The organism is Faecalicoccus pleomorphus DSM 20574 (assembly GCF_000420345.1).
GTDB lineage: Bacteria > Bacillota_I > Bacilli_A > Erysipelotrichales > Erysipelotrichaceae > Faecalicoccus > Faecalicoccus pleomorphus.
In genome coordinates this window covers 40,716-52,806 of sequence record NZ_ATUT01000004.1, presented here as the reverse complement: position 1 = coordinate 52,806, position 12,091 = coordinate 40,716, and the positions used below count along the sequence as shown (strand labels likewise).

Genomic DNA, 12,091 nt, shown 5'->3' with positions numbered 1-12,091 from the left:
TTTTCTATTTCTTGTGTTGATTCACAGCTTGTTTCAAAATATATTCAATTTGTGAATTGATGCTTCTTAGATCTTCTTCCGCCCAAATCGCAATATCTTGCCATAAGGAAGCCGGAAGTCGCAGGATGAGTTGTTTTTTCTGCTTTTCTTTGAGCTTTAATGCTTTTTCTTTTTCGAGAATTTCCTGTTCCAATTGCGCTAATCTTTGTTGTCGTTCCTGAAGCTTTTTTTCTTTTTGATCTAAATCCATTAGTAGATCGATCCACTGTTGACGATAGGCTGTGTATCCTTATTGGAACAAAGAACGACTAACAGATTGGAAACCATTTGTGCTTTTCTTTCCTCATCTAAAAGAACGATTTCTTCTTCCCCTAATTTATCGATGGCCATTTTCACCATGCCGACGGCGCCATCTACAATTTTCTGACGTGCAGCAATGATGGCATTGGCTTGTTGTCTTTGCAGCATGGCAGCCGCAATTTCTTCGGAATAAGCCAGATGCGTGATACGAATTTCTTCGATATCCAATCCGGCACAGGCAACACGACGATCTAATTCTTCTTTCATATCGTTGGCAATTGCCACAGAGCTGCCGCGCAGCGTTCTTTCTGTATTATCTGCATTTTCTTCCTGATCCAGATCATCATAAGGATACAGTCTTGCGATATTACGAATCGTACTGTCCGCCTGAATGGATAAGAATTCGGCATAATCTTCTACATTAAAGACGGCTTTGGTTGGATCGACTACTTTCCAAATCACAACGGCACCGATGATGATTGGATTTCCCTGCACATCATTGACTTTTTGAACACCGTTATCCAAGGTCATGCTTTTGAGGGAGACTGTCTTTTTCCCTAAAGTCATGCCGCTAACTTCAATCGAGTTTTCTTTGATACCTACTTTTTTAGTTTGTGAAGTGATGCGGTTTTGATACACCGGATTGACATAAGAAACAAACGGGTTTACAAAGAAAAAACCTGGTTTCAAGATCGTACCATAATAGTTTCCAAATAAAGTTAAGACTAGTGCTTCATTTGGTTTTACTACTTTTAGACCACATAATACAATCAAAAATATGATAAACAGAATCACACCGCCAATGATAAAAGTCACACCGAGCCCGACATTGGTTTCTTCAGCAGCCATAATGCAGCCCCATACAAATAAGAAGATGCTTCCGATCATACCGACCAAACCAATGAACAACATTATAAATCCGTTGATGGGATTTATTTCTTTTTGAACAACTTCCTGATGCATAACTTGTCCTCCATAAATATCTATTTGATATCATTATGATATCATAAAACGATAAAAAGTAAAGGATAATGCATAAAAATAGGACCTATGACCACATTGGTCAGTCCCCAAATCTTGTCTTATAGGGTGTTTAGGAGTAAAATGAAAACGAAAGGAAAGGAAGTATCAGCATGGAAAAATGGACTCAGGAACAGTATGCAGCCCGTTTACAGGAAATGAAACAAGAAGCACATGACAAGATGTGGTTGTACATTGAAGTCAATGCCAAGGAATTCATGAATGAATGTGAACCAGGTGTAAAAGGTAATACAACTACCTGCTGTAAAGCTATGTTGGATGCGATGTTAGAAGGGGACGGATTTATCGTTGAACCAAAAGTTAAAACGAAAGTAGCAGGAACATTAACGATCCGCTATTATGTTGACAATCTGCATCCGGGACGTAGAAAGTATTCAGAAGTCAATAACTAGTTATAGCATTACAAAAACTCTTTGAAAGAGAAAGAGGGATCTTGAGCACTTATGCTTTGGATCCCTTTACTTTCCATTTTTCCTTTCCATTAAATCATGTATAATATAGACAAAAGGTACATCATATGAATAAAAATGTAATTATTACGATCTCTCGACAGTTTGGTTCTAACGGAAGAGAAATAGGAAGACAGTTGGCAGAGTATTTAGACATTGGCTATTATAATAAAGAAATCATGGAAGTGATTGCCAATGATTTTGGAATCGATCCAGATTTTTTCCGTGAAGAAAACCGAAATGAACAAGGCTTATTTTCAGTAGCCGGAAGGCATAAGTTATCGGCAATTACAGAGCTTTCTGTGAATTCCGAAGTGTATGAAAAAGCCTGTGAATTGATTCAGGGGATTTCCCAGAGAGAAAGTGCAGTGATCGTAGGACGTTGTGCCGATTATATCTTAAAAGATCATCCCAATACGATAAAGCTGTTTATTTATTCGGATTTGGAGACACGAATCAATTGGAGCATCAGCGAATATAAGGTGCCGGCTCGAAAGGCAAGAAAGTTTGTTCATGATAAAGATGAAAGACGTGCCGGTTTCTATGAGTTTTATACCGGTCAGAAATGGGGTGCCAGTTCCAATTACGATATGATGATCAATACCTCTAAAATGAAAACCGATGATATCATAAAGATGTTGTCAGAACTTTATGATATAAAGATGGGAACAAAAACACTAAAAGGAGCTTATATTGATCAGTATTTGGCACATAAAAATGTATCTTTTGAAGAAGAAGCACAGTAAAGGGTACAAAAAAAGATGAGGAATGAAATTTTCCCCATCTTTTCTTTTGGCTACATCATGTATGGTGTCGCAAAGTAGATGATAAAGATTACAATCAATACCCAGACTGTCGGATGAATTTGTTTGATTCGTCCGGCAGCACACATTCCCACAGTATAGACGATAAATCCACAGGCAATACCGTTGGAGATGGAATACATCAAGACCATCATTAAAATTGTAATGAAAGAGCTTGTCGCATAGACCATATCATCCCAGTCGATACCTTTTAGCTGTTGTGCCATCATAACGCCGACAACGATCAAAGCCGGTGCCGTAACCGCGTTTGTGACAGCGCTTAAAATGATTGGTGAAATCAGGATCGATAGAAGGAATAAAACACCGGTCGTAACGGCTGTAAGACCCGTTCTTCCGCCTACACCGACTCCGGAGCTGGATTCTACGAAGCTGGTCACGGTGCTGGTACCGATGGCAGCTCCAAATACCGTACCGATCGCATCAGCCAACAAGGCTTTTTCGGCATTTTCCAGTTCACCTTTTTCATTGACCAAACCGATGCGGTTTCCAATGGAAATCAAAGTTCCAGCTGTATCAAAGAAGTCCACGAACAAGAAAGAGAAGATGATCACAAAAGCAGCCATCGGATTACTGAAGAGTTCGCCAAAGCCGTCCATGAAAGCGCCGGCTCCATGCATAGAAAGATTTAATGTGAAATCTGTTGGTAAAGATGGCATATTGGCAAGTCCCATCATACCGCCAATGATTCCTAAGATGGCGGTGATGACCATACCGACAAACACGGCTGCCGGCACATTTTTAATCACAAGAGCAATCGTTACTAATAATCCGACAACTGCTAAAAGTACCGCCGGATCCGTCAGATTACCGATACCTACCGCTGTCGAAGTATTTGATACGATGATACCGGCATTTTTTAAACCGACAAACGCAATGAAGAATCCGATACCTGAACCAATCGCAAGCTTTAGCTGGATCGGTATGGCATTGATGATCATTTGACGAATACCGGTCACAGAAATCAACACAAAGATCACACCGGAAACGAATACGGCACATAAGGCAGCCTGCCAGCTGTATCCCATTCCCAAACAAACCGTATAAGAGAATAAAGCGTTTACCCCCATTCCTGCTGCTAACGCAACCGGATAGTTGGCCACAAGTCCCATGACAATACTGGCGAATGCTGCAGATATGGCTGTTGCCATAAATACAGAGCCTTGATCCATACCGGCATCCCCTAAAATAATAGGGTTGACACCAAGGATATAGGCCATTGCCAAAAATGTGGTGAGTCCTGCCAGAATTTCCGTTTTTACGGAAGTCCCTTTTTCTTTGAGCTTAAATAATTTTTCCATTTTCCTCTCCTTTGTCTTTTATGAAACAAAGACGCATCTATTGTAACTTGTAAATTGGATATGAACAAGATATTCGCTATAGAAAATATAGGAAATGAAAAACAAAAAGAGCCTTTTCAGGCTTCTTTGTGAATGTCGATAAATTTTTTTAAGTAAAACGAATAGATTTTTGTATCGATCGACGTATTCTCGATTTGTTTCATAGCGTTCTGATACGTTTCCAGCTGTTTATGATATTGCTCTATAAATTCTTCATCACTTTCTAAATGATCGGTTTTAAAATCGATGATTACGATCTTCTTTTTTTGCCAAACGACAAGGTCCATAAAGCCATGTACGATGTTTTGTTTTTCTTTGATGATATATGGACATTCAAAGCGATGTTTTTCCTTCATATACAAAGCGTATTCTGTATTCTGATTCAATTCTTGAATAAGCTGCAGATCATAACGAGTTAAATCATAGCCATGTACTTTGGCAAACTGTATCAAATCTTCTTTTTGATATGGATAAGCCAACTGTGCAACCATTTCATGAAACAAGGTTCCTCGCTGTGCCGATGTAGAAGGTTTAAGATCAACTTCCGGCCACTGAAGCAATTGCTTGTTTAGCGTTGCGGTCGCATTGGAAAAAGAAAGAGATTCTTTATCATATGCCGTATGCTCCATTTTTCGTTTTGTGTTTTTCTTTGAAGTTGGTCGATCATAAAGCTTTTGGACTTTTTCAAAGTGAACTTCACTTGTGGTCGAATGATAATACGCATGAAAGATCCAGCTGGTATAGCTTTGTCTTTTCAAGAGCGTTTGTAAAGATAAAGGGGCTTCATAGTTTTTGGCGCTGGAAATGGAATCCAGTAAAATCAATTCTTTTTCTGCTCTTGTAGTGGCCACATAGAAAACGCGCATTTCTTCTTCCAGTTCATCCTGCAGTTTTTTGGTACGGATCGCAAGATGGGCTTTACTGGGAAGCTTGATCCTTCCTGTGGCATCGAGCTGTAGAAAGCCTAAGCCCAGTTTTTCATCGATCAGGATTGGTTCGTTAGAAATACGATCTTTCGTTTCATGTTGTGAATAAATATACACGATTGGAAACTGCAACCCTTTGGAATGATGCATGGTCTTGATTGATACGACATCGGCTTCTCGTCCATAAGGGTAGGCTTCTGATAAATTGTCAAAACGACTGGCCTGTACATGCTGCTGCAGAAAGCCCTCCAGGTCCATGGGATCGTTTAACTGACTGGCAAACTGTAAGAATAAATCTAAATTGGTTTTATCCTGTGCACTGGTATGTGATTCATAAAAATCATGCCAGGCGTAGAGCTTGCGAATCAGTAAAGGAACCGGATCGTTCTTCCATTCTCGCATCGTGAAGTAATCCTGCATCAAATCAGTATCTTTTAGCTGAACATATAGAGATGCTCCTTTTTCTTTTCCAAGGCAGGCTTGTGCCAGCTGGTTAGGTGTAGTCTGACAAAATGGAGAGAATAAAGTAGCGCATAAGGCGATATCGTTATAAGGATCTAAAATGGCCTGCAGGCAGGAAAGAACGATCTGAATGCTGGGATTGGTATAAAAACCATGATCGATCTCGGCCAGTACAGGTATATCATAAGCCTCCAATGCTTTTTTGATCTCTTCCTGAGGACCATGGCTTCTGGTCAAAATACAGATATCCTTGAAAGAAGTACCTTGTTTTCTATGTTTTAAGATATCATGGGCTAAGATATCCAGCTTGTTTTCTTTGGCTTTTGTTTTTGCCTCCAGCTTAGAAATGTCGAGTTCATCAGCCAGTGCATCCGATTCCATATATAGAAAGCGAATCGGATATTGTTCTCTTTCGCGTTGGGCCTTTGTGCCCGGTTTTGCGATATCTTTTTGATCAAACTGTGCCGGCATTCCCGCTACATTCATGATTTTTTTATAAAAATGATTGTTGAAATCAATGATAGAGGCATTGGAACGATAGTTTTCATCCAGCACCAATGTACAGGAAAATTCATCCTGCTTTTCCATATGATGTTTCATGATCTCGGGCTTGGCATGACGAAAGCCATAAATGCTTTGTTTGATGTCTCCTACACGAAAGACATTGTTTTTACGGGCAAAACAAGACAAAATGCTTTCCTGCAGATCGTTGGTATCCTGAAATTCATCCACCAGGATCATTTTGTATTTATTCTGCACTTCTTTGGCAATATCACTTTGACTGAGAAGCTGATAGGCAAAGTGTTCCATATCACCAAAATCCATCACTTCTTTTTCTTTTTTGATCTGGGCATAGAATTTTTGTGTTGTCAGTGCCAAGGTACAAAACGTCTTTTTTAATGCCTGTGTTTCCTTGGTTTCTGTTTCATACAGATTCTTATCAAATAATACATCGGTGATCTTCTTTTCAAACTTTTTATAGGCATCATTATCATTTTTTGTATCGATATCATCATATTTGTTTTTAAGACGTACCGTGTTGGAAAGATAGACCAAAAAAGAACTTTTAAACAGGGCATAGTCTTTTCGATCCAGTTCTTCCAGACATGGGCGCAAGGCTTCTTTTTTGGTAATAAGATCTTTGTCTTCCGTCTTTAAGATCAACTCTTGAAGAATCTGCTCCATGGAAAGAGTACATTGTTTAAAATATTGAAAGAACCAGCTTTCCATCAGGGAAGAAGTTTGTTTTGTCAGGGATTGAATCCACTCTTCCGGTTCCGGCTTGGACCATGCGGTTTGAATCAGGGCTTCCAAGCTTCTTTTGATGTCATCTTCTTTTTTTCCAAAGCCGGAAAAGAAAAGAGAAAGATTGGCCATCTCCTTTACAGGTAAGCTAAAGCAGGCTTGTTGATAGGCCTGATCAAAGGCCTGCTTTTGAATCGTGTCATCAATTGTTCGAGACATTTTATAGCTGATGGGAATTCGATAATAATAATTTTGTACAATGCCAAGACAAAAGCTGTCGATCGTACAGATGCTTGCGGTTTCCAAAAGCGCCAGCTGTTCTTCAATATATGGAGAAGAAGGTGCATTTTCCAAAGAGATTTTTAAACGACTTTTCATTTCATTGGCCGCATCATTGGTAAACGTCATGGCCAAAATCGAATCAATGGAAATTTTATCCTGTAGCACAAGCTGACAAAGCCTTTGGACAAGAACACTGGTCTTGCCGCTTCCGGCACTGGCAAACACCAGCACATTTTTATCGCGAATATCGATAGCTTGTTGTTGGGCAAAACTAAAGCGCATGTTCTTCCTCCTGTTCTAATCGATTGGCTTTTGTGACTTCATTGGCCGCGTTTCGACAAATCTCCTTATAGGCACAATAATCACAGGCACCTTTGGCATGATCGGGCTGAATCACACCATTTTTCATGTCTTCCAATAAGGAAAAGAGGATCGTTTGCCATTGTGTTTTGATTTCAGGATATTCCGGCTGTTCTTTTTTTCTGGCGAAATGCTCATGATCGCTGTATATGGATAGATCCTGAAACATCAGACCGGTAAATTTCCTGGATTGGGCAGCCTCCTGTGCCTGTTCTTTGATATCTAACGGTGTAGCCTCCGGAACCTTTTTTCGATAGTTGACCTTATAGGCCAGAGCGGTTTGCGGCGATGTCTTTAGTGAAATATAGTAACAGCCTGCCGGCAGACTGCCACTGGTTGTTTCATAGGCAATTGTATAAGTAATCAGCTGCAGGGCTAGTCCGGCATCAAAATCCTGCAGGGACAAATCTTTATCCGAACTTTTGTAATCAAAGATCACAAAAGAGCTTTGCGAGGCATCGATACGATCGATATACCCATAGAGAAGAATCGGTGTGCCTTGCCAATCCAGCTGCATCTGCACTTTATACTCCTGATGCGAAGTACGCATATGCCAATCGTGTTCAAAATCATCTAACTGTTCTAAAATCTTTAAAATTTTATCGGTTGTCTCCCATACGTGTCTTTCAAAGAAAGGTGCCTGTTGCGGATAAACATTACAAATAAAAGTAAATTCGTTTTGAACGAGGTTTTTGATTGTTTTTGTATCGGCCTTGGTATAGTCTTTTTGATACGTATCCATCAAGATTTCTAAAATATGGTGATAGATCGAACCCTGCATACGAATATCCATGGTTTCTCGTTTTTCTTTTAAATGCAACCCATAACGAAGAAAGTGTTGTAAAGGACAACGGGCAAAGGACTCTAGGCGAGAGATCGAACCGGTAAAACGATCCTCCGGAAAGAAAAGCGAGCTTGCCAAAGAAGGGTTTAGGGAAAACTGTGGTTTTTCGTACACAGAGCTTTCTTTGACATCCACAAACTGTGCTTTTTGGCCGATCCACTGTACAAGCTCATGACTTTCCGGATTTTCCTTTCCATCGTACGAAGCTTCCGGTACAAGGATATATAAAGTCTTTGGCAAAGAAAGGCATGTGAAAAGCTGATCACGCTGTTTTTTAAGCCTTGTGGCTAAGGATGGAACTGAAAGATCGGCTAAATAGGTTTCATCATAAATACCACTATGCATAGAAAGACCCGGGAAAGAGCGCGCATGGACATCAGTTAGGAAACAAACTTTTCGCAATGCTGTGATCTCGCTGCGCTTTCCAATCAAAACGCCCTGGATCTGAGAAGCCGTTGAAGAATTTGTTTTAGCGTTTAAATATTCACATAAAAACAAGAGATCTTCCCTGGTTTTCAAAGAAGGAAGGCACTTTCTTAACACGTCTTGTATTTGATGGAATGTCCGAAGATTTTCCATCGTGCAGGTATTTTGTGCCTGTATATACTGTAAGACATCTTCTATATCCTGTAATGTCCAATGGCAGAGTGCATCGTGTTCCTCTAGCCATGTCAATGTCGTTTCTATTTGTTTTTGAAGATGTTCAAAGCTATAACGATCCATAAAAACATTGTCCTGATATAGATCCGGAAGATGCGATTTTCTGGTCGTAAACAAATCTGGGAACTGTCGCAAGGTTGGCTGTATGCTTTCTTTGGTATCAGGATGCAGGGCATTGATCATCGTGATAAAGCTTTCGATATCTTGTAAGGCGATCCATTTTATGCAGCAAATCAACTGATACTGTAGCAAAGAAGGCGTATCTTCCGTTAAAAAGGTATAGGGAATCTGATAAGCCTCTAACATTTGTGCCAATACCTGCCTTTGGCTTGCCTGGTGACAACAGATAAAAACATCGTCGGCATCGTATTGATCAACGATGGTCTGGGCGATCAAAGTTGCCTGTTTGCGGACATTGGCCACGGATACATACTGCACAGCTGTTTCTGTTGCCTCTTCCAATGTGTGCGCCCCATTTTGGAGTAAGAAGTCGATCCAGAGGCTTTCTTCTTCACTATATTCATACTGCAGGATATAAATATTCTCTGCATGAAACGGCTGCTTTAAAATTCCCGGGATTTGTTTTTCGCGTACATCCAAATCTTCCAGAAGACAAAGGATCTCTTTGAGATCTTTTTCTTTTTGGCTGTTTTCATGCAGTGTATGAAAATCGATGCCATAGGTTTTGGCATGACGCACAAATTGTAGGGTGTCGCGGATAAAATCATAACTTTTCCGGCTGGAATAAAACACATTGGTCGAAGAACAAGCCTGACATTTTTTCATGGTTTCAAACAATAACGCCACTTCATCGACAGTTTGTCCCTGGAAGAATTGTTGTATGAAGGAATGCAGGCTGTACACTTCCAAACCAATCGTGTTTCCTTTGGCTTGATGTATAGCTTGGTATAAAGGCAGATGCAGACTGGCCGGTGCAATCAGTATGCCTTGTTCTGGAATTTTCAACATGGTTTCATTATATCGTAAAAACGAAGGAATAAAAATGTGCTGTAAGAAAACTGCTCGCAGGATTTAATTTTTTGGTAAAATGATGATATGAATCGAAAAAATAAGATGTATCATTTTTTAAATACAAAGAAAAATGTATTGTATAACTTATCGATGACACTTTTGATGTTGTTGGTGGTCAGCGGGATCGGCAGCTTGTTTTATCGAATGGGGTTAGACGATGCGACGATCATATTGTTGTATCTTTTGGGCGTGATGATCCTTGCGATACTGACAAGTCATCGTTTATATTGTGTGATCTTTTCTATTGTCAGCGTGTTGAGCTTTAATTATTTGTTCACCTATCCACAATTTACTTTTCAGGCCTATAATAAGAATCACATTGCCACTTTTTTGATCTTTTTTGCGGCCTCCTTTTTAGCCGGTGCTTTGGCGATTCAGTTAAAGAATCATGCGCGTATGTATTCACAGGATGCTTACAGCGCACAGGTGTTATTTAATACCAGCCAACAGCTTTCCAAGGCTAAGGATGCATCACAGGTTTTTTCCTGTACGGCGGTACAGCTTCATAAGCTGATGAATACAGGGATCATCATTTATCCGATACAGGATGGAAACCTGCAGCCTTCGATCACATATGGGACGATCTCGCAGGATATGTTATATAAAAATGAGAAAAATGTCGTAGATAAAGTGCTGAAAAAGGGAGCCTATGCCGGTTTGATCGCCTCTGAACATGGTGTGTACGCGCCGATTCATATGGATGACAGTTATTTTGGGATTGCCGGGATAGAAACTTTAAAGGAGCAGATTGATTCCTTCGAAGAAAATATTTTGTTGTCGATTTTGGGGGAATCGGCCATGGCTTTAAAGAATCTGAAGATTTTAAAAGAAAAAGAGGAAGCGGCCATATTGGCTGAAAATGAGCGCCTGCGTTCCAACTTATTGCGAATGATCTCGCATGATCTTAGAACACCGTTGACTTCGATCTACGGCAATGCCAGTAATCTTTTAAATCATGAGGCGCTTTTAGACGATTCTGTTCGCCATAATATTTATACGGATATTTATGATGATTCCAAATGGTTGATCGATTTAGTGGAAAACCTTTTGGCCATTACACGCTTGGAAGAGGGTGGTTTGGACCTTCATATTAGTGATGATGTGATCGAAGACGTGATTGATGAAGCGTTGAATCGGATCGACAGACATGAAAAAGAACATTCGATTGAATTTTTGACCAAGGATGCGATCACAGTGGCGAAGATGGATTCGCGTCTGATCGTGCAGGTCCTGGTGAACTTGATCAACAATGCGATCAAATATACACCACCTGGTTCCAGTATTCAAATCGAAACTTGTACCAACGATAAACAAGTTGAGGTAAGGATCAAAGATGATGGACCGGGCATTCCGGATGAAAAGAAAGAAAAGATTTTTGAAATGTTTTATACAGGGGCAGACAAAATTGCGGATTCAAGAAGAAGCTTAGGTCTTGGATTAGCGCTTTGTCAAAATGTGATTCAGGCGCATCATGGAACGATCAAAGTGGAAGATAACGTGCCACATGGGGCCATATTCACATTTACATTGCCAGCAGGAGGAATACAATGAACAAGATGAAAATACTAGTAGTAGAAGATGATATATCTGTAAAGAATTTGATCGTGACGACCCTTCAGGCACACGGATATCAGTATTTGAGTGCCAAAGATGGGCAGGAGGCCATCTTAGAGGCTTCCAGTCATAATCCGGATGTGATCTTATTAGATTTGGGATTACCGGATATGGATGGAGTGGAAATCATCAAAAAGGTGCGTTCCTGGTCCAATATGCCGATCATCGTTGTCAGTGCGCGAAGTGAAGATAGCGATAAGATCGAAGCGTTGGATGCCGGGGCTGATGATTATCTGACCAAGCCTTTTTCCGTGGAAGAATTGTTGGCCAGACTTCGTGCCACACAAAGAAGACTTTCTATCCTGCAGAATGCATCGCTCAGTGAAGCCTCCAGCTTTACCAATGGAGATCTTCATATTGATTATGCGGCAGGATGTGCCTATTTAAAAGACGAAGAGCTGCATTTGACGCCGATCGAATATAAACTGCTTTGCCTGTTATCACGAAATATGGGAAAAGTATTGACGCATAAATATATTACCCAGGCAATCTGGGGAACATGCTGGGAAAGTGATGTGGCCTCTTTACGTGTTTTTATGGCTACCTTGCGCAGAAAGATCGAACCTAAAGGTTCTTCCACACGTTATATTCAAACGCATATCGGTGTAGGCTATCGCATGTTGAAGGTAGATGAGGAATCTTAATTCAAAATTAACATAAATTTATAAAGCCTATAGAATTTCTTAACCTAAACTGTGCTACAATGAAATCAAAG

At 40.2% G+C, this 12,091-nt stretch carries 9 protein-coding genes; 4 read left to right on the top strand and 5 right to left on the bottom strand.

Going from position 1 to position 12,091, the window contains the following annotated elements:
* Positions 1 to 4: 4 nt before the first annotated feature.
* Together G413_RS10835 and G413_RS0103260 are read right to left on the bottom strand one after the other, a co-directional pair.
* Complete coding sequence (locus G413_RS10835) at positions 5 to 250, bottom strand: type II toxin-antitoxin system antitoxin (RefSeq protein WP_022789511.1); 246 nt, start codon at positions 248 to 250, stop codon at positions 5 to 7.
* Positions 250 to 1,263 (bottom strand): SPFH domain-containing protein, encoded by a 1,014-nt coding sequence (locus G413_RS0103260; protein WP_022789510.1) that lies wholly within the window; start codon positions 1,261 to 1,263, stop codon positions 250 to 252. The genes G413_RS10835 and G413_RS0103260 overlap by 1 nt, the downstream gene beginning before the upstream one ends.
* Before the next feature lie 170 nt (positions 1,264 to 1,433).
* Between G413_RS0103260 and G413_RS0103255 the strand changes: the two genes are divergently transcribed.
* Positions 1,434 to 1,733 (top strand): hypothetical protein, encoded by a 300-nt coding sequence (locus G413_RS0103255; RefSeq protein ID WP_022789509.1) that lies wholly within the window; start codon positions 1,434 to 1,436, stop codon positions 1,731 to 1,733.
* A 125-nt stretch (positions 1,734 to 1,858) separates the two neighbouring features.
* Positions 1,859 to 2,536 (top strand): cytidylate kinase-like family protein, encoded by a 678-nt coding sequence (locus G413_RS10830; protein WP_022789508.1) that lies wholly within the window; start codon positions 1,859 to 1,861, stop codon positions 2,534 to 2,536.
* Between the two features lie 50 nt (positions 2,537 to 2,586).
* Here the strand turns inward: G413_RS10830 and G413_RS0103245 are convergent, their stop codons facing one another.
* From G413_RS0103245 to G413_RS0103235, 3 genes are all read right to left on the bottom strand, one after another.
* On the bottom strand, positions 2,587 to 3,912 hold the full coding sequence (locus tag G413_RS0103245; protein WP_022789507.1) for an NCS2 family permease: 1,326 nt from the start codon (positions 3,910 to 3,912) through the stop codon (positions 2,587 to 2,589).
* Positions 3,913 to 4,028: 116 nt separating this feature from the next.
* Positions 4,029 to 7,148, bottom strand: a complete 3,120-nt coding sequence (locus G413_RS0103240; protein WP_022789506.1) for a UvrD-helicase domain-containing protein — start codon at positions 7,146 to 7,148, stop codon at positions 4,029 to 4,031.
* Positions 7,138 to 9,699 (bottom strand): PD-(D/E)XK nuclease family protein, encoded by a 2,562-nt coding sequence (locus G413_RS0103235; protein ID WP_022789505.1) that lies wholly within the window; start codon positions 9,697 to 9,699, stop codon positions 7,138 to 7,140. The genes G413_RS0103240 and G413_RS0103235 overlap by 11 nt, the downstream gene beginning before the upstream one ends.
* Positions 9,700 to 9,786: 87 nt before the next feature.
* Between G413_RS0103235 and G413_RS10825 the strand changes: the two genes are divergently transcribed.
* Together G413_RS10825 and G413_RS0103225 are read left to right on the top strand one after the other, a co-directional pair.
* Positions 9,787 to 11,313, top strand: coding sequence for an ATP-binding protein (locus tag G413_RS10825; protein WP_022789504.1), 1,527 nt, complete (start codon positions 9,787 to 9,789; stop codon positions 11,311 to 11,313).
* A complete protein-coding gene (locus G413_RS0103225; protein WP_022789503.1) occupies positions 11,310 to 12,020 on the top strand; it encodes a response regulator transcription factor in 711 nt (236 codons plus the stop codon). The genes G413_RS10825 and G413_RS0103225 overlap by 4 nt, the downstream gene beginning before the upstream one ends.
* The last annotated feature ends 71 nt before the right edge of the window (positions 12,021 to 12,091 follow it).

What these genes read in the sequence shown, in the direction of transcription:
- G413_RS10835 (WP_022789511.1), bottom strand. Translation starts at nt 250, where the DNA reads ATGGATTTAGATCAAAAAGAAAAAAAGCTTCAGGAACGACAACAAAGA.
- G413_RS0103260 (WP_022789510.1), bottom strand. Translation starts at nt 1,263, where the DNA reads ATGCATCAGGAAGTTGTTCAAAAAGAAATAAATCCCATCAACGGATTT.
- G413_RS0103255 (WP_022789509.1), top strand. Translation starts at nt 1,434, where the DNA reads ATGGAAAAATGGACTCAGGAACAGTATGCAGCCCGTTTACAGGAAATG.
- G413_RS10830 (WP_022789508.1), top strand. Translation starts at nt 1,859, where the DNA reads ATGAATAAAAATGTAATTATTACGATCTCTCGACAGTTTGGTTCTAAC.
- G413_RS0103245 (WP_022789507.1), bottom strand. Translation starts at nt 3,912, where the DNA reads ATGGAAAAATTATTTAAGCTCAAAGAAAAAGGGACTTCCGTAAAAACG.
- G413_RS0103240 (WP_022789506.1), bottom strand. Translation starts at nt 7,148, where the DNA reads ATGCGCTTTAGTTTTGCCCAACAACAAGCTATCGATATTCGCGATAAA.
- G413_RS0103235 (WP_022789505.1), bottom strand. Translation starts at nt 9,699, where the DNA reads ATGTTGAAAATTCCAGAACAAGGCATACTGATTGCACCGGCCAGTCTG.
- G413_RS10825 (WP_022789504.1), top strand. Translation starts at nt 9,787, where the DNA reads ATGAATCGAAAAAATAAGATGTATCATTTTTTAAATACAAAGAAAAAT.
- G413_RS0103225 (WP_022789503.1), top strand. Translation starts at nt 11,310, where the DNA reads ATGAACAAGATGAAAATACTAGTAGTAGAAGATGATATATCTGTAAAG.